Origin of the sequence: Streptomyces sp. NPDC057616, from assembly GCF_042800575.1 — a bacterium.
Lineage (GTDB): Bacteria > Actinomycetota > Actinomycetes > Streptomycetales > Streptomycetaceae > Streptomyces.
The window spans coordinates 27,058-52,891 of the sequence record NZ_JBHVGU010000044.1 but is presented as its reverse complement, the minus strand read 5'-3'; the positions used below and the strand labels follow the sequence as shown (position 1 = coordinate 52,891).

22 protein-coding genes and 1 pseudogene are annotated in these 25,834 nt (G+C 71.2%); 7 read left to right on the top strand and 16 right to left on the bottom strand.

Annotated elements, in window-relative coordinates:
* Positions 1–38: 38 nt before the first annotated feature.
* Positions 39–1,679: a thiamine pyrophosphate-binding protein gene (locus ACFU97_RS38665; RefSeq protein ID WP_384265957.1), complete on the bottom strand. Its 1,641-nt coding sequence runs from the start codon at positions 1,677–1,679 to the stop codon at positions 39–41.
* On the bottom strand, positions 1,676–2,461 hold the full coding sequence (locus ACFU97_RS38660) for a cyclase family protein (protein WP_384265954.1): 786 nt from the start codon (positions 2,459–2,461) through the stop codon (positions 1,676–1,678). Before ACFU97_RS38660 ends, ACFU97_RS38665 begins: the two co-directional genes overlap by 4 nt.
* Positions 2,462–2,777: 316 nt before the next feature.
* Here ACFU97_RS38660 and ACFU97_RS38655 point away from each other — a divergent pair, with 316 nt between their 5' ends.
* The gene (locus ACFU97_RS38655) at positions 2,778–3,587 is read left to right on the top strand and encodes a PhzF family phenazine biosynthesis protein (RefSeq protein WP_384265952.1); all 810 of its coding nucleotides are present in this window, start codon (positions 2,778–2,780) and stop codon (positions 3,585–3,587) included.
* A 6-nt stretch (positions 3,588–3,593) separates the two neighbouring features.
* On the opposite strand, the gene ACFU97_RS38650 is transcribed toward ACFU97_RS38655, so the two are convergent.
* On the bottom strand, positions 3,594–4,394 hold the full coding sequence (locus ACFU97_RS38650; RefSeq protein ID WP_384265950.1) for a CPBP family intramembrane glutamic endopeptidase: 801 nt from the start codon (positions 4,392–4,394) through the stop codon (positions 3,594–3,596).
* A gap of 120 nt (positions 4,395–4,514) precedes the next feature.
* On the opposite strand from ACFU97_RS38650, the gene ACFU97_RS38645 reads away from it, so the two are divergent.
* Positions 4,515–6,278, top strand: a complete 1,764-nt coding sequence (locus ACFU97_RS38645) for a substrate-binding and VWA domain-containing protein (protein WP_384265947.1) — start codon at positions 4,515–4,517, stop codon at positions 6,276–6,278.
* A gap of 28 nt (positions 6,279–6,306) precedes the next feature.
* On the opposite strand, the gene ACFU97_RS38640 is transcribed toward ACFU97_RS38645, so the two are convergent.
* Positions 6,307–7,824 (bottom strand): glutamate-cysteine ligase family protein, encoded by a 1,518-nt coding sequence (locus ACFU97_RS38640; protein WP_384265946.1) that lies wholly within the window; start codon positions 7,822–7,824, stop codon positions 6,307–6,309.
* A gap of 556 nt (positions 7,825–8,380) precedes the next feature.
* On the opposite strand from ACFU97_RS38640, the gene ACFU97_RS38635 reads away from it, so the two are divergent.
* The 3 genes and pseudogenes from ACFU97_RS38635 (at position 8,381) to ACFU97_RS38625 (ending at position 10,675) form a co-directional block, all read left to right on the top strand.
* Positions 8,381–8,965: a hypothetical protein gene (locus tag ACFU97_RS38635; RefSeq protein WP_384265944.1), complete on the top strand. Its 585-nt coding sequence runs from the start codon at positions 8,381–8,383 to the stop codon at positions 8,963–8,965.
* Positions 8,966–9,351: 386 nt separating this feature from the next.
* Positions 9,352–9,558 (top strand): DUF5999 family protein, encoded by a 207-nt coding sequence (locus tag ACFU97_RS38630; protein WP_108010071.1) that lies wholly within the window; start codon positions 9,352–9,354, stop codon positions 9,556–9,558.
* Positions 9,559–9,706: 148 nt separating this feature from the next.
* Positions 9,707–10,675: pseudogene (locus tag ACFU97_RS38625) on the top strand (LacI family DNA-binding transcriptional regulator).
* A 74-nt stretch (positions 10,676–10,749) separates the two neighbouring features.
* On the opposite strand, the gene ACFU97_RS38620 reads toward ACFU97_RS38625, so the two are convergent.
* From ACFU97_RS38620 to ACFU97_RS38595, 6 genes are all read right to left on the bottom strand, one after another.
* Complete coding sequence (locus ACFU97_RS38620) at positions 10,750–11,802, bottom strand: endo-1,4-beta-xylanase (RefSeq protein WP_384265942.1); 1,053 nt, start codon at positions 11,800–11,802, stop codon at positions 10,750–10,752.
* 52 nt (positions 11,803–11,854) lie between these two features.
* On the bottom strand, positions 11,855–12,676 hold the full coding sequence (locus ACFU97_RS38615) for a carbohydrate ABC transporter permease (protein ID WP_384265939.1): 822 nt from the start codon (positions 12,674–12,676) through the stop codon (positions 11,855–11,857).
* Positions 12,673–13,671, bottom strand: a complete 999-nt coding sequence (locus ACFU97_RS38610) for a carbohydrate ABC transporter permease (protein ID WP_384265936.1) — start codon at positions 13,669–13,671, stop codon at positions 12,673–12,675. The genes ACFU97_RS38615 and ACFU97_RS38610 overlap by 4 nt, the downstream gene beginning before the upstream one ends.
* Positions 13,672–13,680: 9 nt before the next feature.
* Entirely contained in the window at positions 13,681–14,973 is a 1,293-nt protein-coding gene (locus ACFU97_RS38605; protein ID WP_384265934.1) for an extracellular solute-binding protein, read from the bottom strand.
* Positions 14,974–15,256: 283 nt separating this feature from the next.
* Positions 15,257–16,600: a diaminopimelate decarboxylase gene (lysA, locus tag ACFU97_RS38600; RefSeq protein WP_384265932.1), complete on the bottom strand. Its 1,344-nt coding sequence runs from the start codon at positions 16,598–16,600 to the stop codon at positions 15,257–15,259.
* Positions 16,601–16,614: 14 nt separating this feature from the next.
* Positions 16,615–17,013, bottom strand: coding sequence for an SAV_915 family protein (locus tag ACFU97_RS38595; protein WP_384265929.1), 399 nt, complete (start codon positions 17,011–17,013; stop codon positions 16,615–16,617).
* Between the two features lie 330 nt (positions 17,014–17,343).
* Here ACFU97_RS38595 and ACFU97_RS38590 point away from each other — a divergent pair, with 330 nt between their 5' ends.
* Entirely contained in the window at positions 17,344–17,907 is a 564-nt protein-coding gene (locus tag ACFU97_RS38590) for a universal stress protein (RefSeq protein ID WP_384265927.1), read from the top strand.
* Between the two features lie 32 nt (positions 17,908–17,939).
* Here the strand turns inward: ACFU97_RS38590 and ACFU97_RS38585 are convergent, their stop codons facing one another.
* The 5 genes from ACFU97_RS38585 to kdpF form a co-directional block, all read right to left on the bottom strand.
* Positions 17,940–18,623: a response regulator gene (locus tag ACFU97_RS38585; protein WP_384265924.1), complete on the bottom strand. Its 684-nt coding sequence runs from the start codon at positions 18,621–18,623 to the stop codon at positions 17,940–17,942.
* A gap of 86 nt (positions 18,624–18,709) precedes the next feature.
* Positions 18,710–19,342 carry a potassium-transporting ATPase subunit C gene (locus tag ACFU97_RS38580; RefSeq protein WP_384265922.1) on the bottom strand — a complete coding sequence of 211 codons (633 nt, stop codon included), beginning with the start codon at positions 19,340–19,342 and terminating at the stop codon, positions 18,710–18,712.
* Positions 19,343–19,347: 5 nt separating this feature from the next.
* A complete protein-coding gene (gene kdpB / locus ACFU97_RS38575; protein ID WP_384265919.1) occupies positions 19,348–21,480 on the bottom strand; it encodes a potassium-transporting ATPase subunit KdpB in 2,133 nt (710 codons plus the stop codon).
* Positions 21,477–23,141, bottom strand: a complete 1,665-nt coding sequence (gene kdpA, locus ACFU97_RS38570) for a potassium-transporting ATPase subunit KdpA (protein WP_384265917.1) — start codon at positions 23,139–23,141, stop codon at positions 21,477–21,479. The genes kdpB and kdpA overlap by 4 nt, the downstream gene beginning before the upstream one ends.
* Positions 23,142–23,149: 8 nt before the next feature.
* Positions 23,150–23,239 carry a K(+)-transporting ATPase subunit F gene (kdpF, locus tag ACFU97_RS38565; RefSeq protein WP_016434100.1) on the bottom strand — a complete coding sequence of 30 codons (90 nt, stop codon included), beginning with the start codon at positions 23,237–23,239 and terminating at the stop codon, positions 23,150–23,152.
* Positions 23,240–23,713: 474 nt separating this feature from the next.
* Between kdpF and ACFU97_RS38560 the strand changes: the two genes are divergently transcribed.
* Positions 23,714–24,247 carry a hypothetical protein gene (locus ACFU97_RS38560; protein WP_384265915.1) on the top strand — a complete coding sequence of 178 codons (534 nt, stop codon included), beginning with the start codon at positions 23,714–23,716 and terminating at the stop codon, positions 24,245–24,247.
* On the opposite strand, the gene ACFU97_RS38555 is transcribed toward ACFU97_RS38560, so the two are convergent.
* On the bottom strand, positions 24,225–25,834 hold a 1,610-nt coding region (locus ACFU97_RS38555; protein WP_384265913.1), incomplete at its 5' end, for an ATP-binding protein. The two genes, ACFU97_RS38560 and ACFU97_RS38555, sit on opposite strands and share 23 nt — an antisense overlap.

Below are 25,834 nucleotides of genomic sequence, written 5' to 3'. Positions count from 1 at the left end.
CCCAGGTCAGGGCCGGGCCCGCAGGGCTCCAGGCGGCCTCAGTGGCCTCGGAACGCCTCCTCCAGCCACCAGGAGCCGTGGTCGCGGGTCACCTTGGCGTCGATCAGCAGCGGCGCCGAACGCGGTCCGGCGACCCAGTCCCCTACGGCCTTCAGGTCGGCCGGGGTGCGGACGGTCACGGCCTCGAAGCCGTAGCCGCGGGCGACGGCGGCGATGTCCGTCTCCGGGAACGTGACGGTGTCCAGCGCGAACCCGTCCGGGCCGAAGTGGTGGACCTCCGCGCCGTAGGCCTCGTCGTTGTAGACGACGACCACCATCGGCAGGCCGAGCCGGCGCACGGTGTCCAGCTCCACGGCGCTCATCAGCGCACCGCCGTCGCCGAGCGCGGCCACGGGGAGGCGGTCCGGCCGCGCGAGGGCCGCACCGATCGTGGTCGCGAGGCCCAGGCCGATCGACTGGAACGCCTGGGTGAAGCAGAACCCGTTGTGGTCCGGCACCGAGAGGTACGTGCTCGGGTAGCCCATGAAGTTGCCCGAGTCGACGCCGACCACCCGCTCGGCGGGCAGGATGTCGTCGAGCCCGATGCTGAGCGTGCGCGGGTCGATGCGCTCACGGGTGCCCTCGTCCTCGTACGGCACGTCGCGCCACCGGCCGCGTGCGGCGAGCGCGGCGGCGGTCTCCGGGGTCCGGTACCCCTCGCGGGGCCCGCCCTGCGCCGCCAGGGCCAGCCGTGCGGTGCGTTCCACGTCGCCGGTGACGCCGAGGTCGATCGCGCGGTGCGCGCCGAGTGCCTCCGGGTCGTCGTCGACCTGGACGACGGTCGCCCGGGGGCCGATGAGACGGCCGTGCCGCATGGTCCACATGTTCAGGGCGCAGCCCCAGCCGACGATCAGGTCGGCGCCCTGGAGGAGCTCGGCCACCAGCGGCGGGGCGAAGCCGCCGGAGACGTCGAGCGAGAAGGGGTCGTCGTGGAAGAGACCGCGGGCGACGGCCGAGGTGGCGAGCAGGGCGCCGTGCCGGGCGGCGAGGGCGGCGAGGGCGTCGCGGCCGCCGGCGGTGCGGGCGCCGCGCCCGGCCACGAAGACGGGACGCCGGGCGGCCTCCAGCGCCTCGGTCAGCTCCGCCACCGCAGTGCGGGACGGCTCGACCGGTTCCGGTTCGGGAATCCGGACGCCCTCGACGGACACGCCGTCGGGCACGTCGAGGGCCTGGACCTCCAGCGGGAGGTTGAGCAGGACGGTACGGCGCTCGTGCCGGGCCCGGCGCAGGGCGGCGAGGGCCTGCTCGACGGCGTCGTGCGCGGTCGTGACGCGCGCGGAGACGGCGCCCACGGCGTGCACCGCGAGTCCTTGGTCGATACGGAAGTTGGAGCGCTGGGCGGTCGCCTCGGCGGCCAGTACGAGCAGCGGCGTACGACTCTTGGCGGCCTCGGTGATGCCGGTGAGGGCGTTGGTCAGGCCGGGGCCCTGGTGGACGCTGAGCGCTGCCGGTGCCCCGCTGGTGCGGGCGTAGGCGTCCGCCATGGTCGCCGCGCCGCCCTCGTGGCGTGCGGCGACGAACCGGGCGCCCGCGGCCACCATGGCGTTGGTCAGATGGAAGTTGCCCGAGCCGACCCCGCCGAAGACGTGGTCGATCCCGGACGCCGTGAGGGCCCGCCCGACGGCTTCGGCGACCTTCACGACCGCTCCACCAGGGCGAGGACACGGGCGGGGGCGCCGGAGCCGGAGACGATGGGCAGCGGTCCCGCGACGACGACGGCGCCGGTCGGCGGCAGCGACCCCAGGTTCTGCAGCTGGGTGAGGCCGTACTTGCCGCTGCCGAGCAGGTACGAGTGGCAGGGGAAGGCCGGTTCGAAGGAGTGGGCGCGGCCCGCGTCCGTGCCGACCGTCTCCACGCCGAGCCCGATCACGGGGGCCTCCTCGGCGACCCAGCGGGCGCACTCCGGGGACAGGCCGGGGGTGTGCGGGCCGTTCTCGTCGGCGTTCAGGAACTCCTCCTGCGTCCGGGAGCGGGCGTCCCAGCCGGTGCGCAGCATCAGCCAGCCGTCTTCGGGCAGGGGCCCGTTGTCGGCCTCCCAGGCCTTGATGTGGTCGACCTCGACCAGGAAGTCGGGGTCCTTCGCGGCAGCCGCCGAGAAGTCCAGTACGGCCGCGGGTGCGATCAGCCGGCCGGCCGGCACCGACGCAACGTCGCCGAGGTCCTTGCCGGTGACCCAGTGCACCGGCGCGTCGAAGTGGGTGCCGGTGTGCTCACCGCTGCGGAAGTTGTTCCAGTACCAGGCCGGCCCCCGGTCGTCGTACCGGCTGATCTCCTCCAGCTCGAAGGTCCGCGTCTGCCCGAAGGGGGGCGGCAGCTGGATCACCGGTGTCGTCGACGACAGCGGCGACGTCAGGTCGACGACTTCGATCGACCCACCCCGCAACCCGGACAGCAGAGCGGCGAGCACGGACGGCTGGGACATGACGGCCTCCAGGGACGGTGCTGAACTGCCAACGCCTTTCTGTACAGCGTGTCAGCCTTCCCCGGATCGTCCAGACGCGCAGCACGAAACGGACGACGACGACTGCCGTGAGCATGTCTGGAGCGGGCTGCTCATGCGCAGCCCGGACCCCGCGCTCGTGCTGACCACGCCGGACTCCTCGGTCGCGATGGCAGCGCTGGTGGAGCTGCTGGGCGAGGAGAGGCAGCCGGCTTCGGCGCGGGGGGCAGGGAAAATCAGTCCAGCGACCGGGAATTGGCCTTGGTGGGTCGGTGCCGGGGCGGCCTAGCGTCGGGGTATGCGGATTCGGATTGTCGATGCCTTCACCGATCGTCCCTTCGGGGGAAACCCCGCCGGTGTGCTGCTGCTCGAGGAGTTTCCCGACGACGAGCGGCTGCAGCGGATCGCGCAGGAGGTGAACCACGCCGAGACGGCGTTCGCGCGTCGGCTGCCCGCGGGAGGGGAGGCCGACTGGGCGTTGCGGTGGTTCACGCCGGTGGCCGAGGTGCGGATGTGCGGCCATGCCACGCTGGCGACGGCGCACGTCCTGCGGACCGGCGGTGCGCACGAGGGGCCGGTGCGGTTCGCCACCCTCAGCGGCGTGCTCGTGGCGACGCCCGGGGACGACGGCTCGATCACGCTGGACTTCCCGACCGCGCCGCTCACCGAGGTCGACGTCCCCGCCGGGGTCGCCGAGGCACTCGGCGCCGAGCCGCGCTGCGCCTTCGACACCGGTCCGGACGTCGGCGACCTGGTCGTGGAGCTGGCCGACGAGAAGACGGTCCACGCGCTCGCCCCCGACCACCGCGCCCTCGGCACCTTCTCCGAGCGCGGCATCATCGCCACCGCCCGCGCCGAGGACCCGTCCCGGGGCTACGACTACGTCTCCCGCTGCTTCTTCCCGAACTACGGCATCGACGAGGACCCGGTCACCGGCAGCGCCCACACGGCCCTCGCCCCCTTCTGGTCCCCGCGCCTCGGCAGCGCCGTCCTCACCGGCCTCCAGGCCTCGCCCCGCTCCGGCCGCGTCCGCACCGAGCTGCGCGGCGACCGCACCCTGCTGAGCGGCCGCGCGGTCACCACGATCGAGGGCGAACTGCTGGTGTAGCCCGCCTCATGCCGTCGGCAGCCAGCCCACCTTGCCGGCCAGCAGCGCGTAGCCCACGAACGCCCCGATGTCGAGCAGGGAATGCGCCACCACCAGGGGGCCCACCCGCCCCCACCGGCGGTACAGGAACACGAACACCACGCCCATGACCATGTTGCCGAGGAACCCGCCGACGCCCTGGTAGAGGTGGTAGCTGCCGCGCAGTACGGAACTGGCCATCAGGGCGGACCCGGGCGTCCACCCCAACTGCCCCAGCCGCCGCAGCAGATACCCCACCACGACGACCTCTTCCAGGATCGCGTTCTGCATCGCCGACAGCACCAGCACCGGGTACTTCCACCACACGTCGGGCAGCGCCTCCGGCACCACCGTGAGGTTGAAGCCCAGCCCGCGCGCGGCCAGGTAGAAGGCGATCCCGGTGCTGCCGATCACCGCCGCGATCCCGGCACCGCGGCCGAGGTCCGGCCAGGGCCGGGTGCGGTCGAACCCGATCGTCCGCATGCTCCGGCCCTCGCGCATCAGCAGATGCGCGACGAGGGCGACCGGCACCAGCGCCGACGCGATCCCGAACAGCTGCCAGGCGAGATCGAGCCAGGGACGCCCCGGCGCCGCGGACGCGTTGAGGGTCGCCGCCTGATCCTTCAGGCCGCCCGGTTTCGTGACCGACCCGACAAAGCTGATCAGGGCGGACACACCGCTCGCACCGAGCGAAAGCCCCAGAACGAGCAGCGTCTCGTCACGGAGAATCCGCCGCGAGGGCCGTTCCGGCGGAACGGAATCGGCCACCGGCTCCGCCTCTGCCTGCACACCTGCCTCCAGTTGGGTAATCCCGCCCCATGCCCATCGTCGCCCCGCTAGTGTCTCGAAAGCACTGACGAAGACCGTGCGCGCCAGGCTGTCGGGGGGACAGGGAGGGGCACCACCGTCATGGGACGTCACAGCTTGCCCGATCAGTATGGGGCGGGCCGCAGCGACCCCCGCCCACGTGCACGCCGCCGTCCGGTGGCCGTCGCCACGGCACTCGTCCTCACCGTGGCCGGCGGCACGGCGGCCGCCGCGAGAAGCGGGCTGCTGTCGTTCGGCCCCTCATGCCGGGACGATCCGCTGCGCCTGACCCTCGCCGCCTCGCCGGACATCGCCCCGGCCCTCACGACCGCGGCGCAGCAGGCCCGCTCCGACGAGATCACCTCCGACGGCCGCTGCCTCGCGGTCACCGTGACGGCGCGCGACTCCTACAAGGTCGCGGACACGCTCGCCGCGGGCCGCCGGACCGACGCCCAGCTGTGGGTGCCGGACTCGGACGTCTGGGTCGACCGGATCACCGCCAACAACAGCGCGGTCGAGGCCACCCCGGCCGGGACCATCGCCTCGACGCCGATCGGCGTCGCCATGGTGCCGCGGGCCGCGAAGTCGCTGGGCTGGCCGCGGAAGACGTACAGCTGGACCGAGTTGGCCGGCGCCGCCATGCAGGGCGACTCGCTCAAGCTGGGCGCGGCCGACCCCGCGCGCAGCGCCACCGGACTGCTCGCCCTCACCCAGCTCAGCGCGGCCGCCGCGGGGACGAAGGACGGCGACACCCAGGCCGCGGCCATGATGAAGGCGCTGTCGCAGCGCACCTCGGACACCGACGGCCAGGTCGTGGACACGCTCCCCCGCGACTCCTCGGGCACCGAGCTGGGCAATCCGAAGCGGAACCAGGCGCTGGTGCTCTCGGAGCAGGCGGCGTACGCCCACAACTCCTCGGCCGACAGCGGCACCGGCCTCGACATGTTCTACCCGAAGGACGGCTCGCCGCGGCTCGACTACCCGTTCACGATGGTCGGCGAGCTCACCACCGACCAGAGCCGGGCCGCGCTGCGGTTCATGAACTACCTGCGGCAGCCCGCGCAGCTCCGGCTCCTGCACCAGCACGGCTTCCGCGCCTCCGAGGACGAGACGCCGACGGCGGTGGTCGCCAAGGCCGGCGGCAGCAGCCCGCAGCCGTACGCGGACGACCCGCCGAAGCCGGCGCCGGCCGTCGCGCTGCAGGAGGCCCTCGGCATGTGGACGATCACCGTGCAGAGCGCCCGGATCACCACGGTCGTGGACGCCTCCTCGTCCATGTCGGAGCAGGTGCCGGGGACCGGCCAGTCGCGCATGGACGTCACCAAGGGCTCGCTGCTGCAGGCTCTCGCCACGTTCACACCCGAGGACGAGATCGGCCTGTGGGAGTTCTCCACGAAGCTGGACGGTGACAAGGACTACCGCGTCCTCGTGCCGACCGAGCGGCTCGGCGACCGCACGGGCGGCGGCACCCAGCGCGACCGGCTCTCGACGGCGTTCGGCCGCCTCAAGCCGGTGCCGGACGGGGCCACCGGGCTCTACGACACCACGCTCGCGGCGTACCGGGCGGCGACCTCGTCCTACGCCAGGGGGAAGTTCAACGCGCTGGTCGTGCTGACCGACGGCGTCAACCAGGACCCGGGCAGCATTTCCCGTGCCGACCTCGTGAGCAGGCTGCAGAAACTCACCGACCCGGAGCGGCCGGTGCCGCTCATCATGATCGCCGTGGGCCCGGACGCCGACCGGGCGGAGGCTCAGGAGATCGCCAAGGCCACCGGCGGTACCGGCGAGTTGGTGAGCAGCCCCTCGCAGATCCAGTCGGTGATCCTGAAGGCGATCGTGACGGCGGGCTCGCAGGGCGACAACTGACGCCGCCCTGCCCCGGGCCGGCCGCCGCTCACCCCGTCGGCACCGGCTCCGGCAGCCCCACCGGCCAGGTGTGCACCGGGTCCCCCACGTGCATCAACTGGCTGTACCTGCGCGTCGTGGCGGCCAGCGCGGCATCCCGCGACAGCCCCGACTCCAGGGCCTTGTGGAAGGTCGCCGCCTGCCAGGAGGCGCCGTTGGCCCGGCGCCGGCAGCGCTCCTCGATGACCCCGAGGTACAGATCCCGGTCGGCGCGCTCGACGCCCCACGCGTCCAGGCCCGTCTCGGCGAGCGGCAGCAGTTCGTCGCGTACGAGGCTGACCGCGTCGACCTGGGTGAGGCCGCCGTACCGGCCGCGCCGCGGCCACTCGAGGCGGGCGGCGATCCCGTCCTTGCAGGCGGCGTCGAAGTTGGCCGCCGCGGCCTCGAAGGGCAGCCGCGTCCACACGGGCCGGGACTCCTCGGCGAGGGCGCGCACCAGGCCGTAGTAGAAGGCCGCGTTGGCGATGACGTCGGTGATGGTGGGTCCGGCGGGCAGCACGCGGTTCTCCACGCGCAGGTGCGGGACGCCGTCGGCGATGCCGTAGACCGGGCGGTTCCAGCGGTACACCGTGCCGTTGTGCAGGACGAGTTCGTGCAGCTTGGGTACGCCGCCCTCGTCGATGACCTGCAGCGGGTCCTCGTCGTCGCAGATCGGCAGAAGGGCGGGGAAGTAGCGCAGGTTCTCCTCGAAGAGGTCGTGGGCCGAGGAGATCCACCGCTCGCCGAACCAGGTGCGCGGGCGCACCCCTTGGGCCTGGAGCTCGGGCGGGCGGGTGTCCGTGGACTGCTGGAACAGCGGCGGCCTGGACTCGCGCCACAGCTCACGCCCGAACAGGAAGGGCGAGTTGGCGCCGACGGCGATCTGGGCGGCGGCCACGGCCTGCGCGGCGTTCCAGACGTCGGCGAAACGGTCCGGGGTGACCTGGAGGTGCAGCTGCACCGAGGTGCACGCGGCTTCCGGCGCGATCGACTTCGAGGTGCAGTTGAGGCGTTCCACGCCGTCGATGTCGAGGACGAAGTCCTCGCCGCGGGCCGCGACGATCTGCTCGTTCAGCAGCGCGTAGCGGTCGACGGCGGAAAGATTGGACGAGATCAGATCGTCCCGGTCGAGGGTCGGCAGAATGCCGATCATCACGATTCCCGCGTCGAGCTCACCCGCTTTTCGATCGGCATATGCCAGTGACGTCCGCAGTTCCTCCGCAAGCCGGTCGAATACCCTCCCACCCAATCGATGGGGGGCTATGTTGACTTCCAGATTGAACATGGCGAGTTCTGTTTGGAAATCACGGCTCGCGATCCGTTCCAGGACCTGAGCATTGAGCATTTTCGGCATGCCGTCGCCGCCGGTCAGATTCAGCTCGATCTCCAACCCCATGAGGTTCTGCGGACGGTCGAACCGCTTCTGGGCCAGGAGCCGCTCCAGTCCCGTCAGGCACGTGCGGAGCTTGTCGCGGTAGAGCTGCCGATCGGACAGGTCGAACCGCCCTGCCACGACCTTCTCCCCCATCGAAGCGTCCCTCCTCGGATGTGCGGCCCAAGATCCCGGCCGTCGGTGTCGGGGTCACGTGCAATGATGCCCAGCCTCGGCGATCGATAACGTCCCCACGTCCGCCCGTCGGGCGCTACGCTGATGGACGTGACCGGGGGCACATTCACCGGGCATGGACATGCCGCAGTTTCTGGGCCACCGCGAACTCGTGAAAAACGCCGACGAGAATTGGCCGACCCCTCCCAGGCCGTTTTCCGAGGTCATCGTCGCACGGTCGGAACAGAATCGGGAGGATCCCCGCGAATCGCCGACCGTATACAGCCTTGTCGAGTGCACCGGAAACGACTAGCCGAAACATTGTGTGAACACAGGTCGTATAAACTCCGCGAACAAGACAGAGTGTCGGGCACCAACGGTCATGGAAACCTGCCGTCGAGTACGTGCGGCAGGCCTCACCCACGTTCTCCGTGCCCGGGCCCGGCCACCCGGCCCTCTGCCTCCGTGAGCAGACAGCGCCGTCCGCCCCCGCCCCGCCCTCGCGCCACCGTGCCTGTCGAATGAGAGGCGACCCACCATGCCGCTGCATGTCCCCCCGGCTCCCGCGCCTGCCCTCCGCACCGTTCTCACCGCGCTCGGTTCCCCCACCGCGGTACGCGAGGCCCGAACCCCCTCACTGCTCCACGCCCAGGCCCCGGCCACGCCCGAACTGCCGCTGCCCGTCCATGTACTGGACCGGTTGACCCCCGCGGGCGCGACCGCCACCCGGCTGGCCGGGTGGCGCTTCCTGATCCGCTGCGGCGAACGCTCGGTGGCCGCGGCGGACACCATGCTGACCCCCGACGGCTGGGCGTTCTCACGCTTCTTCGAGGGCCCGTACATCACCTCCACCGAACGCGCGCTGCGCCAGGCGGAGTCGATGCCGCAGCCGTACCAGCCCCGCCTGCTGTCGGTACCCGGTCTCTACATGCTCACGCTGTGGCTGCACGGGGACTGCACCGCGGACGGAGCCACCGGCCACCCCGCCGCGACGGATCTGCTCGTCCCGCTGGCGCCGGCCCCGCCCGGCATCGCGGCCCATCGCCCGCACCGCGTCGCCGAACTGCTGCCGGTGCTGACCCATCGGGTGACTCCTGCCCCGTTGCTGGGCTCGCCCGCCTGATCCATCCCGCGCGGACGCCTCTCGTACCCCGCCCCGGAATTCCGGACGGCGGGGTACGTCCTTTTCCCGTCCACTTATGCGCTCGTACGAGCTTTCGGACGCTCGTACGAGCCGATAAGGCTCTCTGACCAGTACGGACTAGCCCCATCCGGCCAGCAAGAACCACCCGAAGTGACAGTGCAGTTGGACTGAACCGTCCGCGCGGGTGACGCGTCCTCAACCTGTGAGAAGCGGTGCGGCTAAATCCCTGCGGAACGACGCCCGTGGGGCAACACTGGGACTGGACCGAATTATCGCCACGGGGGGCGGCCATGAACGGAGCTTCAAGCCGCGGAACAGACAAGACAGCCATCTCACACATCACGCCAGAGCGAAAGATCCCATCAATGTGCCAGCACCAGCCACCGTGTCCGACAGCCGACTCAGCCGACCGGGAATCCGCCCGACTCGTGGCGCACCACCCGGAGCAGGGCTGGAGCCTGCTGTGCAACGGCGTTCTGCTCTTCGAGGACACCGGTGAGCTCCTGCCCGACGGCCAGATCATCGCGCCGCACCGCCCGCCGGGCGCCAGCCAGGTGATGACGGCCGCCTGAGTGCGGACGGGCGGTGCGCCTCGCCGCCCGGAGATCTGAGGGGCCGGTCGCAGAGACATCCTGCGAGCCGGCCCCGACGCATGTCCGGCGGCCATCACTCCGCGTAGTCCTCCGTGCGTGCCGCGGTCATCGCCGCTCCTCGTGCGTGATCTCCCTTCCCCTCCACGGCCGCTTCCCGCAGGACTTCCGCAAGGTCACGATCACGGAGATCGCCCGGCAGGCGGGAGTGCCGGCGCCGACCGTGTCCCGCGTGGTCAACGGCCGTTCCGACGTCTCGCCGAGCACCCGCGCCGCTGCTCGACCTCGTCTTCGACGACCTCGGCCGCCCCTGACCGGTGGAGATCATCCGCGGTGTCGAGGAGGTGGCGCACGCGGCCGGGGTCGGCACGGTGGTGCCGGCCGTCCACGGCCGCTCGGGCGCCGCCCGCGAGTGGATGCGCAACCTCGCGGCCCGCGCCTCGGACGGGGTGATCCTCGTGACCTCGGCTCTGGAGCCGCTCCTGCACGAGGAGTTGCGGGCCCTGGGCGTCCCGCTGGTCGTCGTCGGCCCGGCCGACTCCCCCCGGACGTCCCGACGATCGGTGCCGCCAACTGGTCGGGCGGTCTGGCGGCCACCGGGCACCTGCTGTCGCTCGGGCACCGCAGGATCGGCCTGATCGCGGGCCCGCCCCGGCTGCTGTGCTCCCGCGCCCGCCCCGACGGCCACCGCGCGGCCCTGGAGGGCGCCGGTGCGGCACCCGACGCGAGCCTCGTCGTCCCCGGCGACTTCCACCCCGAGTCCGGCTTCACCGGCTGCAACGCCCTGCCGGATCTGCCCGAACCGCCGACCGCCGTCTTCGCGGCCGGTGACCGGATGGCCCTCGGCGCGATCGAGGCGCTGCGCCGGCGGGGCCTGAGGGTGCCGCAGGACATGAGCGTGGTCGGCTTCGACGACCTTCCGGAGGTCCGCTGGTCGGCTCCCCCCGCTCACCAGCGTGCGCCGGCCGCTCGCGGACACGGGCAAGCCGGCGGTCCGTGCTGCGCTGGGCCCGGCCCGCGGCGAGCAGCCGGACTCCCCGCGCGTGGAGCTGGGCACGGGCTGGTGGTGCGGTCGAGTACGGCACCCCCGGCGCCCTGACCGGGGGTGCCGGGACCCCGGCGGTGCTCCCCACTGCACCCCCGGGGCGTTCCGGAATTCCGCCGCGTGATCCGCTACTTGCCTCCGAGTGCCTGGCGGATCGCGAAGTATGCGGGCTTCGGGCGGAATTGCTCGTCCCACGGCAGGGCCGCGCCCTCCCCGGGGAAGAACCCCGGGATCCACGAGTACTTGTCGGTGTAGTCCCACACCGTGATGCCGACGCACCGCCGTACCGCGAGACACGCCTTGGTCAGGTCCCCGTACCACTGGGCCTGCGTGGCCAGCTTCGCGCCGTCCGCGGGCAGCAGCATGCGCACGTCGACCTCGGTCAGCGCGGTGTCGAGGCCGAGCCGGGAGAAGCGGCGGAGGTTGTCCTCCAGGGTGGCGGGATAGCCGTACTGCAGGGCGAGATGGGCCTGCAGGCCGATGCCGTCGAGCGGGACGTGCCGGGCCTTGAGGTCCTGGGCCAGCCGGTAGTAGGCGTCGGACTTCGGGCCCACGGCCTCGATGTTGTAGTCGTTGAGGTACAGCTTGGCGTGCGGGTCGGCCTGGTGGGCCCAGCGCAGGGCGTCGGCGATGTAGCCGGGGCCGAGCGTCTTGTACCAGAGGGTCTCGCGGTAGGTGCCGTCCTCGTTGAACGCCTCGTTGACGACGTCCCAGGAGTAGACCTTGCCGCGGTAGTGCCGTACCTCCGTCCGGATGTGGTTCTTCAGCACGGCCCGCAGCTCGTCGGCGGTCCACTCGCGGCTCGTGAGCCAGTCCGGCAGCTGGCTGTGCCAGACGAGGGTGTGGGCGCGCACCCGCTGGTGGTTCCTGCGGGCGAGGTTCACGATCTCGTCGCCGTTGGTCCAGTCGAAGACACCCTGCTGGGGCTCGGTGGCGTACCACTTCATGCCGTTGCCGGGCGTGATCATGTCGAACTCGCGGCCCAGCAGGGAGGTGTAGGCGCCGTCGGTGAGTTCGGGATTGTCGGTGGCGCTGCCGAAGTAGCGGCCGTGGCGCTGGGCCAGCTCCGCGAGCGTGGGCTGCTTCGGACTCGCCTGGGCGGCGGGGCCCGCCGCGAGACCGGCCGCCATCACGGTGGCGGCGAGCGCGCCGGCGAGTCTGAGACGGGTGGTGGTGCGCATGGTGCGACTCCTCACGGTATGGGGCGCGGCGTCGTACGGCCGCCGGCGGACGTCATCCCTTGGTGGCGCCGGCGGTGAGGCCGCCGACGAGCTGGCGCTCGGCGACCGAGTAGAAGGCGAGGGCGGGGACCATCGCGAGCACGAGGTAGGCGAAGACCCGGGCGTAGTCCGCCGAGTACTGGCCCTGGAACTGCTGCACGCCGATGGGCAGCGTCCACCACTTGGCGTCGGTGAACACCAGCAGCGGCAGGAAGAAGTTGTTCCAGCTGGTGACCACCGCCAGCACGGAGACCGTGCCGAGCGCGGGCCGCGCCATGGGCAGCAGCACCCGCCAGAAGAATCCGAACGCCGTACAGCCGTCGAGGGTGGCCGCCTCCTCCAGCTCGCCGGGGATCTGCCGGAAGAACCCCCGCAGGATGATGATGGTCATCGGCAGCCCGAAGGCGGCCTGCGGGAGGATCACGCCCAGCGGGTTGTCCAGCAGGCCCAGCGAGCGCAGGAGCAGGAACAGCGGCAGGGCGGCCACCGCGAAGGGAAACATCAGGCCCATCGTGAAGAAGGTGAACAGCACCTCCCGCCCGCGGAAGGCGAAGCGCGCGAAGGAGAAGGCCGCGAGCGCGGACACGGCGACCACGAGCACGGTCGTCGCCACCGCGACCAGCGTGCTGTTGCCCAGCAGCCGCCAGAAGTCGCCCGAGCCGAGGATGCCGGTGTAGTTGCCGCTCAGCCAGTGCTCGGGCAGCCCGAAGGGGTTGCGGGAGAGCTCGTCGGTCGACTTGAAGCCGGACAGCGCGGCGTACAGCAGGGGTACGAGCATCACCGCGCCGACCACGACGAGCGCCGCGTGCAGGGGCAGTTTGCGCAGTGTCCTCATGTGCCGTTCCCCCTCATCGTCGTGGTGGCGCCCTCGAGGTCGCGGCGGAGCACGAACCGCTGGTAGGCGAGGGCGAAGACGAGGCAGATGCCGAACATGACCACGCTGATCGCGCTGGCGTAGCCGACCTGGTAGCGCTTGAAGCCGAACTGGAACATGGTCACCGCCATCGTCTCCGAGTGGTGGTCGGGCCCGCCCTGGGTGATCACCCACACCAGGTCGAACAGCTGGATCGACCCGATGACCGAGAGGAAGACGCTGATGCGCAGGGTGGGCGCGAGCAGCGGCAGGGTGACGTTGCGGAAGCGCTGCCAGGGGTTGGCGCCGTCGATCAGCGCCGCCTCCTTCAACTCGGCCGGGATGGACTGGAGTCCGGCCAGGTAGAGCATCATGTGGAAGCCGAAGTACTTCCAGGTCATGACGAGGAAGAGGCTCGCCATGACCCAGGAGGGGTCGGCGAACCACTCACCGCCGAGGCCGTCCAGGCCGATGGCGCCGAGGACGTGGTCGGCGAGGCCGTCGCCCGGGGCGAAGACCATGCTGAACAGCACGCCGGTGATGGCCTCGGACAGGACGTACGGTGCGAAGAACAGCATCCGGTAGACGGCCCGGCCGCGCAGCCGCTGGTTGAGGGCGACGGCCATGGCGAGCGCGAACGGCAGCTGCAGCGCGAGCGAGAGCAGCACCAGCAGCAGACAGCGCCACAGGTCGCCGAGGAAGACGTCGTCCTGGAAGAGGCGCGTGAAGTTGTCGCCGCCGATGTACTCGGAGGGCATGCCGAAGCCGCCCCAGCGGAAGAAGGCCGCGTAGAGGGCGAACAGCATCGGCAGCAGCACCAGCCCGATGAACAGCACCAGCGCGGGCACCTGGAAGCCCACCGCGGTCAGCCAGTTCACCAGGCGCCGGCGCGCCCGTCCCCGGGCCGACCCGGCGGCCGGGGACGGGACGGCGACACCGGGACCCGTCCGCTTGTCCGGAAGGAAGGTCGAGGTCATCGCAGGTGACTACGCTTCCTTCGCGGTCTTGGTGATCGACTGCGTGACCTGCTCGGGGGACTTGGACCCGGCGATGAGCGCGGCGACGCTGTCGTTGACCTCCTGGCCGACCGCGGGATCGTAGGCCTGGTCGAGGTAGAGCTGGAAGCCGGTGGCGCCCTTCAACTGCGCCTGTACGGCCTTGGTGTTGGGGTCGGACAGGGCCTTCTCCGCGCCGGGCACCACCGGGAGGGTGTTGGTCTTCTTGACCAGCTCCAGGTCGGTGGCCTCGGAGGCGAAGAACTTAAGGAAGTCGACGGCCGCCTGCGGGGCGCCCTTGCGCAGGGCGTGCCCGCCGCCACCACCGAACACCTCGGTGAGCGCGCCCTTTCCGCCCTCGACGGCCGGGAAGGGGAAGAAGCCGAGGTCGGAGCCGAGGCCCTTGCCCGAGTCGGCCTCGACGACCGGCGCCCACTGGCCCATGAGCTCCATGGCCGCCTTGCCGTTGCCCATCGTGGCGGCCTGTCCGGTGGGCGTGGAGTAGGCGGCCCCGAGGAACCCCTTCTGGAACGGCTGGAGTTTGACCAGGTCCTCGAGATGCTGTCCGGCCTGGACCAGGCCCGGGGCGGTGAAGTCCTTGTTGTCGTTGGCCTTCTTGAGCTCCTCGATGCCGGCGGTGCGCATGGCGAGGTACGCCCAGTAGTACATGCCCGGCCACTTCTCCTTTCCGGCCAGGGCGATGGGCGTGATGTTCTTCGCCTTCAGCTTCCTCACGGCGTCGAGGAAGCCGCTCCAGGTGGTGGGCGGCTCGCCGATGCCGGCCTGCGTGAAGAGCGCCTTGTTGTACCAGAACCCGATCATGCCGATGTCGAACGGGATGCCGTACGTCTTGTCGTCGATGAGATACGGCTGCTTCGCGACCGACAGCAGGCCGTCGGCCCACGGCTTGGTCCGGTCGGTCAGGTCTTCGACGAGCCCGGCGTCCACCTGCTGCTGCAGTACGCCGCCGCCCCAGGTGTGGAAGATGTCCGGGAGCTTCCCGGAGGCGGTCAGCGCCGTCATCTTCGACTTGTAGGCGTCGTTCTCCAGCTGGGTGATCTTCAGCTTCACCTTGGGGTTCTGCGCCTCGAACTTCTTGGCGAGGCCGGCCCATACGGTCTTGGTGGGTTCCGTGGTGGAGATGTTCCACCACTCGATCGTGGTCGTCCCGTTCGACGATCCTCCGTCCGAGTCGCCGCCGCAGCCGCTCAGTGCCGTCATGCCCAGGCCGGCCGCGGCGGAGGCCGCCAGAAAGCCGCGGCGGGACAGTGCTCGGTCGCCCATCTCGTACTCCTCGGGGTAGGGACGGCGCGTCCACGACCGCCCCGCGGGACCGAAAGTTTCGAAGGAGATCCAGAAAGATGCGTTGTTGCCGCACCCTAGAGATAGCTCCCAAACGGCGGCAACCCCCTGTGCACGGTAAATCTGGAGGGGCCGGACAGCAGTCCACCCCGACTCGGCAGAAGCACAGTCGGGGTGGACATCTTCGATGACGGTCCGTCGGACACCCTTCCGGAAGGTTCGCCGACGACTTCGAAATTTTTCGGGACTCCGCCCGAAGGCGCGGCTAGATCCCTACGTCACGGCTGCGGATGTCCTCCAGGGACTCGCGCCGTACCAGGAGCCGGGCCTGGCCCGCGTGCACGGCGGCGACCGGCGGCCGGCCGACGAGGTTGTACGTCGAGGCCATGGACAGGTGGTAGGCCCCGGCGACCGGGACCGCGATCAGGTCTCCGGGCCGGACGTCGGCGGGCAGTTCGCACTCGGCCAGGACGTCGCCGGCCTCGCAGTGCCGGCCGACCACGGTCACCGCCGCCAGGGGTGCCGTGCCGGGCCGGCCGATCAGCCGGGGCGCGTACCGCACGCCGTAGAGCGCGGGCCGCGGGTTGTCGCTCATGCCGCCGTCGACGGCTACGAACGTGCGCTCGCCGGTGCGCTTGACGGCGAGGACGTGGTAGACGGCGACGCCGGCCGGTCCCACGACGGCCCGGCCGGGTTCGATGATCAGGCGCGGCACGGGCAGCCCGGCCGAGGCGCAGGCTTCGGCGAGCTCGGTGCGGACCTTGCGGGCGAGGGTCGTCAGGTCCAGGGCCTCGTCGCCGGGGCGGTAGGCGATGCCGTGGCCGCCGCCGAGGTCGAGTTCGGGCAGCACCAGTCCGTGCTGCTCGTGCAGCCGCGCCATCAGGCCCACCATGCGCCGTACGGCGGCGAGATAGGGCTTGACCGTGCTGATCTGCGAGCCCAGGTGGCAGTGCAGACCGGTCAGTTCGAGCTGCGGCTGGTCCAGGATCCGGGCGATGGCGTGCTGGGCGTAGCCGTCGGAGATCGACAGGCCGAACTTCTGGTCCTCGGTGCCGGTGCGGATCTTCTCGTGGCCGCCGGCGCCGATGCCGGGCACCACCCGGACCATGACCTTCTGGTGGCCGCCTGGGCCGACCGCGGCCGCCAGACGCGCGATCTCGGAGGGGCTGTCGATGACGACCCGGCCCACGCCGAGGCGCAGCGCGGTCTCCAGGTCGCGCGGGGACTTGGCGTTGCCGTGCAGGACGACGCGCTCGGGCGGGAAGCCGGTGGCGACCGCGAGTTCGAGCTCGCCGGCCGAGCAGACGTCGAGCCCGAGGCCCTCCTCGTCCATCCAGTGGACCATGGCCCGGCACAGGAACGCCTTTGCCGCGTAAAGGACTTCGGCCTCGGGGAACGCCTGCCGGTAGGTGCGGCAGCGCTCGCGGACCTCGTCCTCGTCGAGGACGTAGACCGGCGTGCCGAAGCGGTCGGCGACCTCGGTGAGCGGCACACCGCCCACGGCCAGGGCGCCCGCGTGCGGCTCGGTGGTGGAGGCGGGCCACAGCGGCAGGGCGCCGGGGGCGGGAGTGCCGGCGGGGCTGACGGCGGGTTCGTGGAGGGTGGTCATCGTGTGCTCTCCCCTCAGCCGATCCGCAGTGCGAGCGCGGGTGCGGGTACTTTCGCGGGTGCGGTCTTCTTTACGGGTGCGGGTTCCCTTGCGGGTGCCGGTTCCGGTGCGGGTGCGTCCGGTGCGGGTGCCGGCGCCGAGAACTGGGGGTCCAGCGTGAGCCGGGTGACGCCTAGCGGCGCGGTCAGCGCACGCAGCGCGGGCTCGGCCAGCCTGATCCACCCCTGGTCGGGGCCGAGGATCGCGGTCAGATGGCGTACGGAGGTGAAGGCGACGGCCGTGCGCTCGCCGAGGGGCGTGCGGAAGAGCCGGGCCGTGCAGCCCGAGGGCCCCGGCCGGACCGGAACGAACAGCGGCCCGGCCGGGGTTCGTTCGGCGGGCTCGGGGTCTTCGCCGCACAGGATGTCTGTCATGGGTTCTCCCGGAGGATGCGGGTGAGGGGGGCTCGAACGCCCCGGCCGCGGGGAGGCGGGCCGGGGCTCGCCCTCGACGCTATGCCCGGTCACCGGGGGTTCCGGCCGTCCCATGACGCGATGCTGACGGCGATCGGGCGGACGCTGACGCGATGCTGACGCGGCGGCCGACCGAGGCGCAGACGTGCCGTCAGAAGGGTGCCAAGAAACGGCGCGGGGGGTGGCTGCGGGTCGTGGACCAGGAGTGGGATGGACGGCGGAGCCCGTGCGAGTCCGTCCGCGGGCGTGAGCCGAGGAACGTGCGGCGAACGTACGGAGAACGGTGGAGCCATGTCCGATTCCGGCCCCCTGCCCGCCCGGGTCGTGGTGGGTGTGAGCGGTTCCCTGGGCAGTCTCACCGCGCTGTGCCATGCCGCACGGGAGGCCCGGCACCGAGGCGCCTGGCTGTGGCCCGTACTGGCCTGGGAGCCGCCGGGCGGGGAACTCGCCGCACGCCGGTCGCCCGCCTCGGCGCTGATGACGAACGAGTGGCAACGCCTCGCCCGGGAGCGGCTGTTGACCGCGCTCGACGAGGTTTTCGGCGACGCCGGTCCAGGTGTTCCGATGAGCGCGCTCGTCGTCCGGGGCACCCCGGGCCGCGCCCTGGTCGAGACCGCGGACCGCGCGAGTGACCTGCTGGTCGTCGGCGCAGGGCGCCGCGGCCTGCTGCACCGCGCCTTCGCCCCGTCGGTGGTGCGCCACTGCCTGGCCCACGCCTGCTGCCCGGTCCTCGCGGTGCCGCCGTCCCCGCTGGAGTCCGCGTGGACGGCCGTGCACCGGCGCAACGCCTGGCGGCTGCGGCTGGACGTCCGGCACGTGCTCAGGGAGAAGGAGCCGCTGGGACCGGACGCGTGACCGTCCGGTGCCCGCGCCGCCGCGTGCCCTGTTCACCCTTCGAAGCGGTACCCCATGCCGGGTTCGGTGATGAGGTGGCGGGGGTGCGAGGGGTCCGTCTCCAACTTGCGGCGCAGCTGGGCCATGTAGACACGGAGATAGTTGGTCTTGTTGCTCTGGGAGACCCCCCAGACCTCCTGGAGCAGGTACTTCTGGGTGACGAGCCGGCCGGGGTTGGTGATCAGGATCTCCAGCAGGTGCCATTCCGTCGGGGTGAGCCGTACGTCGTGCCCGCCGCGCACCACCTTCTTGGCCGGCAGGTCGACGGTGAACTCCGCTGTCTCCACGAGCGTCACCTCGGGGGCGAGCGGCGTGTTCTCGACGCGGCGGACGGCGGCGCGCAGCCGGGCCATCAGCTCGTCCATGCTGAAGGGCTTGGTGATGTAGTCGTCGGCGCCCGCGTCGAGCGCCGCCACCTTCTCGTCGGAGGCCTGGCGTGCGGACAGCACCAGCACCGGGACCCGGCTCCAGCCGCGCAGGGCCCTGAGGACGTCGACGCCGTCCATGTCGGGCAGTCCGAGGTCGAGTATCACCACGTCCGGCCGGCGTGCGGCGGCCAGCCGGAGGGCCGTGGCTCCGTCGGGGGCGGCGTCCACCCCGTACCGGCGCACCTGCATGTTGATCACGAGGGCCCGCACCAGCTGCGGGTCGTCCTCCACCACCAGCACCCTCGTCATGGGTGAACGCCCTTCTTCACGGCTGCGTGAGCCGGCCGATCCGGACGGATCCGGTGGCCGGCTCACGCTCGGTTCACGTAACGCCATCAGCTCTTGGCCATGAGGGCCTTGAGCGCGATGTTGAGCTCCAGGACGTTGACCCGGGGTTCGCCGATGAAGCCGAGGGTGCGGCTGTCGGTATGGTCCCTGACAAGCCGCGCCACCTGGGCGACGGACAGGCCGTTGCGCTCGGCCACCCGGTGCACCTGCAGCTCGGCGTACTGGGGGGAGATGTCCGGGTCCAGGCCGGAGCCCGAGGAGGTGACCGCGTCGGCGGGGACCTGGGAGGCCTTGACCGTGTAGCCGGGCACGGAGTTGTCCTTGACGACCTTCGCCTTCGCCTCCTTCACCCACTTGAGAAGGTCCGGGTTGTCGCCGGAGCGGTTCGTGGCGCCGGAAAGGATCAGCTTGTACTGGGTGTTGACCGAGTTCTCACCGAGCCCGTTGGCCGGGCGCGGCTGGAAGTACCGGAGGCTGTAGCCCTGTTGGCCGATCAGCGAGGAGCCGACGACCTTGCCCTCGTACTTGATCTCGGAGCCGTTCGCCCTGCCGTGGAACAGCCCCTGCGCGATGCCGGTGACGACCAGCGGGTAGATGACGCCGGTCACCAGGGTCAGCACGAGGAGGGCGCGCAGGCCCGCCCCGAGCAACCGGGCGGTGTTGGTCACGGAGTTGTTCATGGCGATCAGCCGATTCCGGGGATGAGGGAGATGAGCAGGTCGATGAGCTTGATACCGAGGAACGGCGCGACCAGGCCGCCGATGCCGTAGATCGTGAGGTTGCGCCGCAGCATCTTGTCCGCGCTCACCGGCCGGTACTGCACGCCCTTCAGGGACAGCGGCACCAGTGCGATGATGATCAGCGCGTTGAAGACGACCGCCGAGAGGATCGCGGAGTCCGGCGAGGACAGGCCCATGATGTTGAGCTTGTCCAGACCCGGGTAGACCGCCGCGAACAGCGCCGGGATGATCGCGAAGTACTTCGCGACGTCGTTGGCGATGGAGAACGTCGTCAACGCGCCCCGGGTGATCAGGAGTTGCTTGCCGATCTCGACGATCTCGATGAGCTTGGTCGGGTTGGAGTCGAGGTCGACCATGTTGCCGGCCTCCTTGGCGGCCGACGTGCCGGTGTTCATCGCGACGCCGACGTCCGCCTGGGCCAGCGCGGGCGCGTCGTTGGTGCCGTCACCGGTCATCGCGACGAGCTTGCCGCCCGCCTGCTCCCGCTTGATCAGCGCCATCTTGTCCTCGGGAGTGGCCTCCGCGAGGAAGTCGTCGACGCCCGCCTCCTCGGCGATCGCCTTGGCCGTCAGCGGGTTGTCACCCGTGATCATGACGGTCTTGATGCCCATGCGGCGCAGCTCGTCGAACCGCTCGCGCATGCCGTCCTTGACGACGTCCTTGAGGTGGATGACACCCAGCACCCGGGCGCCCCGGTCGTCCTTGACGGCGACCAGGAGCGGCGTACCGCCCGCCTCGGAGATGCGGTTGGCTATGCCGTCCGCGTCCTCGGCGACCGTGCCGTCCTCCTCCTGGACCCAGGCGACGACCGAACCGGCCGCGCCCTTACGGATCCTGCGGCCGTCGACGTCCACGCCCGACATGCGGGTCTGGGCGGTGAAGGCGATCCACTCGGCGCCCCCGAGCTCGCCCTGGTGGCGCTCGCGCAGGCCGTACCTCTCCTTCGCCAGGACGACGACGGAGCGCCCCTCGGGCGTCTCGTCGGCGAGCGACGACAGCTGGGCGGCGTCCGCGACCTCGGCCTCGGTGGTGCCGCGCACCGGCAGGAACTCGGCGGCCTGACGGTTGCCGAGGGTGATGGTGCCCGTCTTGTCGAGCAGCAGGGTCGACACGTCACCGGCGGCTTCGACCGCCCTGCCGGACATGGCGAGGACGTTGCGCTGGACGAGACGGTCCATGCCCGCGATGCCGATGGCGGAGAGCAGCGCGCCGATCGTCGTCGGGATCAGGCAGACCAGCAGCGCCACCAGCACGACCATCGTCAGGTGCGTGCCCGCGTAGTCCGCGAAGGGCGGCAGGGTGGCCACCGCGAGCAGGAACACGATCGTCAGCGAGGCGAGCAGGATGTTCAGCGCGATCTCGTTGGGCGTCTTCTGCCGGGCCGCGCCCTCGACCAGGTTGATCATCCGGTCGATGAAGGTCTCGCCGGGCTTCGTCGTGATCTTGATGACGATGCGGTCGGAGAGGACCTTGGTACCGCCGGTGACGGCCGACCGGTCGCCGCCGGACTCCCGGATGACGGGGGCCGACTCGCCGGTGATCGCCGACTCGTCCACCGAGGCGACCCCCTCGACGACGTCGCCGTCCCCGGGGATGACGTCGCCGGCCTCGCAGACGACCAGGTCGCCGATCTTCAGGTCGGTGCCCGGCACCTGCTCCTCACGCTCACCGACGAGCCGCCGGGCCACCGTGTCGGTCTTGGCCTTGCGCAGCGTGTCGGCCTGCGCCTTGCCGCGGCCCTCGGCGACGGCCTCGGCGAGGTTGGCGAAGACCACCGTCAGCCACAGCCAGGCGCTGATCGTCCAGCCGAACCAGTCGCCCGGGTCCTTGAAGGAGAACACGGTGGTCAGCACCGAGCCGATCCACACCACGAACATCACGGGCGACTTGACCATCACCCGTGGGTCGAGCTTGCGGAAGGCGTCCGGCAGCGACCTGAGGAGCTGCTTGGGGTCGAACAGGCCCGCGCCGACGCGTCCTTCGGCGGGCTTGTGCCCGGTGGGTACGTCGCTGTGCGGCGCCCGGGTCGGAGTGGCAGTGGACATCGAGTCCTCTTGGTTTTCTGTACGAGTGGTCATGACGCCAGCCCCTCGGCCAGCGGGCCCAGCGCGAGCGCCGGGAAGTACGTCAGACCGGTGATGATCAGGATCGCGCCCACCAGCAGGCCGGTGAACAGCGGTTTCTCGGTGCGCAGCGTGCCCGCCGTGGCCGGGACCGGCTTCTGCTCGCCGAGCGAGCCGGCCAGCGCCAGCACGAACACCATGGGCAGGAAGCGGCCGAACAGCATCGCCAGACCGATCGTGCTGTTGAACCACTGCGTGTCGGCGTTCAGGCCGGCGAACGCCGAGCCGTTGTTGTTGGCGCCGGACGTGTAGGCGTAGAGGATCTCGGAGAAGCCGTGCGCCCCGGAGTTCGTCATCGAGTGGGCCGGAGTCGGCAGCGCCATGGCGAAGGCCGTGAAGACCAGGACCAGCGCCGGTGTGATCAGGATGTAGCAGGCCGCCAGCTTGATCTCGCGGGACCCGATCTTCTTGCCCAGGTACTCGGGCGTACGGCCGACCATCAGGCCGGCGATGAACACCGCGATGATCGCCATGATCAGCATGCCGTAGAGGCCGGAGCCGGTACCGCCGGGCGCGATCTCGCCCAGCATCATGCCGAGCATGGTGATGCCGCCGCCGAGGCCGGTGAACGAGGAGTGGAAGGAGTCCACCGCACCGGTGGAGGTGAGGGTGGTCGACACCGCGAAGATCGACGAGGAGCCGACGCCGAAACGGACCTCCTTGCCCTCCATCGCGCCACGGGCGAGCTCGAACGCCGGTCCGTGGTGGGCGAATTCGGTCCACATCATCAGGGAGACGAAGCCGACCCAGATGGTGGCCATGGTCGCGAGGATCGCGTAGCCCTGCTTGACCGAGCCCACCATGACGCCGAACGTGCGGGTCAGGGAGAACGGGACGACCAGCAGCAGGAAGATCTCGAAGAGGTTCGTGAACGGCGTGGGGTTCTCGAAGGGGTGGGCGCTGTTGGCGTTGAAGTAGCCGCCGCCGTTGGTGCCCAGCTCCTTGATGGCTTCCTGGGAGGCGACCGCGCCGCCGTTCCACTGCTGGGAGCCGCCCATGAACTGGCCGACCTCGTGGATGCCGGAGAAGTTCTGAATGGCGCCGCAGGCGACCAGGACGACCGCGGCGATCGCGGCGCCCGGGACCAGGATGCGGATCACACCGCGCACCAGGTCGGCCCAGAAGTTGCCCAGCTCACCGGTGCGCGAGCGCGCGAAGCCGCGCACCAGCGCCACCGCGACGGCGATGCCGACGGCCGCCGAGACGAAGTTCTGGACGGCCAGACCGGCGGTCTGCACGACGTGGCCCATGGCCTGCTCGCCGTAGTACGACTGCCAGTTGGTGTTGGTCACGAAGGACGCGGCGGTGTTGAACGCCTGGTCCGGGTCGATGGCCTTGAAGCCGAGCGAGAGGGGCAGCACGCCCTGGACGCGCTGCAGCAGGTAGAGGAAGAGGACGCTGACGGCCGAGAAGGCGAGGACGCCGCGCAGGTACGCGGGCCAGCGCATCTCGGTGTCGGGGTTGGCGCCGATGCCCTTGTAGACCCACTTCTCGACCCGCCAGTGCTTGTCGGAGGAGTAGACCCCGGCCATGTAGTTGCCGAGCGGAACGTGGACGAGAGCCAGCGCGCCCATGAGGGCGAGCAGCTGGAGGACGCCTGCGAGTACGGGACCCATGTCGTGACTCAGAACCTCTCCGGGAAGATCAGGGCGAGGACGAGATAGCCCAGCAGGGCGACGGCCACGACGAGGCCGACGATGTTCTCGGCGGTCACAGCTTGGTCACCCCCTTGGCGACGAGGGCCACCAGAACGAAACACACGATCGTGGTGACGACGAAGGCCAGATCGGCCATCGTGAACTCCTGGAGTGAGGTTCGGTTGGACGGGGACGGTTAGAGGAAACAGCCTTCGTGGCCGGAATCGAGCACCGTTGACGGGTCCCATACGGCGCACGGCGCGCCTTTGACGTAACTCTTACGGTGGCACGATCGCCGCAGGTCACAAGCGGTCCGGGTCAGGAGAGGCGGAACCGCAGCCGGCAGATCACCGCATCCGTCTCCTTGCGCACGGCGTGCGCGACGACGGCACCTGGCTCGATGCTCGGAACGGACTGCCGTCGCTGACCCGTCCTTGACGTGGTGGGACCCGGGTCCGGCCGCTGCGTCGGCGTCAAGAAGGGACGCGGGGCCGTATGGGGCGCGTCAAGGTCCGCGGCTCCCCGTCCCGCGGTCTCTAGCGTCTGCACGTATGGCACAACACGAGGGCTCCGCGGCGGACTTCGGGCGAACGGTTCAGGACCGCCACTGGGCGGGTGACCTGTTGAGCGCGATCCGCTGCGCGGCCGTTCTCCTCGGCCTGCTGCTCCTGATCGACTGGGGAGCGGGCACCCTGACCCTCGCGCGCGGCGCCCTGTGGTCGACACTCGCGCTGCTGCTCTTCCTCGTGCTCTGCCCCGAGCGCATCCGTGCCGGCGAGGGCTGGCTGACCTCGCGGCGCCTGCTGCGCACCCGCAGGGTCCGCACCGATCTGCTGGTCTCGGTACGGACGCTCGACGGCGTCGCCCAGCGGCTGGTGCTCAAGGACGCCCTCGGGGAGCGCGTCGAACTCGATCCCCGGCTCCTCGTGGACAATCCCGCCCTCTGGCACCGCGTGCACGAGGACGCCCGTACGTCGCTGGAACTGGGCTCGCTGCTGTGCGGGGCCACCGCGCTGGAGCAGCTCTCGGCGCGGGTCGAGCGGGAAACGGCGCTGACGGTATTCAGGCTCTCGGGCCTGGACTGACGTGCAGTCCCGGCGCACCGGAACCGCCGTCAGCCGACGGGTGGTGCCGTCCATCGGTGCGGGAGTCGTGTTCCGCGTGGTCGGCCAGGGGCAGCGACACCACCATCGTCAGTCCGCCGCCCGGCGTGTCCTCGGGGGTGATCGTGCCGTCCATGGCCTCGGTCAGGCCGCGGGCCAGTGCCAGCCCCAGGCCGAGGCCGGCCGAGTTGTCGGTGTCGCCGAGCCGCTGGAAGGGCTCGAAGAGGCGCTCCCGGCCCGTCCGCGGAAGCCCCGGACCCCGGTCCACGACGCGCAGTTCGGCCCGTCCGGCGAGCACGCTGGCGGTCACCAGCACCTTGGACCCGGGCGGCGTGTGGCGGGCGGCGTTCCCCGCCAGGTTGGCGATCACCCGCTCCAGCAGCGGCGGGTCGGCCAGGATCTCGGGGATCTCCTCCATGCTCCTGACCTCGACGTCGGGGGTGTCGGCCAGTGCGGCCGGCAGCACCTCCTCGAGCGCGGTGGCCCGTAGGTTGAGCTTCAGCACGCCCGCCTCCAGACGGCTGAGGTCGAGGAGGTTCTCGACCAGGCGGTTGAGCCGGGCCATCGACTCGTCGGCGGTGGCGAGGAGTTCGTCGCGGTCCTCGGCGGAGAACTCGACGTCACGGCTGCGCAGCGAGGTGACGGCCGCCCAGCCCGCGGCGAGCGGCGTGCGCAGGTCGTGGCCGACGGCCCGCAGCAGCGCCGTACGCATACGGTCGGCGGCGCGTACCGGCTCTATCTCGGCGGCGGCCTCGGCGAGCCGCGCCCGCTCCACCGCGGAGCCCATGTGCGCGGCGAAGGCGGCCAGGACGCGCCGCTCGGAGGACGACAGGCCGCGGCCGCGCAGGACCAGGTGGCCGCCGGGGCCGGCCGGGACCACCGTCGCCCCGTCGGCGTCGGGCGGCGCGTCGGCCAGCTCCGCGCACTCCATGCCGAAGGTCTCCCGGGTCCGCTCCAGCAGCGCCGGGATGGTCTGGCCGCCGCGCACGATGCTGCCCGCGAGCGAGGACATGGTCTCGGCCTCGGCGGTGGCGCGGGCGGCGCGGCGCGACAGGCGCAGGGAACGGTCGACGACGGCGGCCACCGTCGCGGCCACCACGGCGAAGACGCCCACCGCGATCAGCTCGTTGGGATCGTTCAGGGTGAAGTGGCCGATCGGCGGGATGAACCAGTAGTTCAGCAGCAGGGACGCCATGACGGAGGCGATCACCGCGGAGGTCACGCCGCCGATGCAGGCCACGCCCACCACCGCGAGCAGGAACAGCAGGGCCTCGCTGGTGAGGTTCAGGGTCCCGCGCACCTGGGCCAGGACGACGGTCAGCAGGCACGGCAGCACCAGTCCGGCGACCGGCCCCGCGATCCGCCGGGACGTGGAGAGGGTACGGCGCCGGGAGGGCAGCAGGGTGCCGCGGCCGGCCTGCTCGTGCGTGACCCGGTGGACGTCGATGTCGCCGGAGAGGGCCACGACGGTCTCCCCCGTGCCGAGGCCGGTCAGGAACCGCTCCAGGCGTCCGCGCCGGCTCGCGCCGAGGACGAGCTGGGTGGCGTTCTCGGCGCGGGCGAACTCCA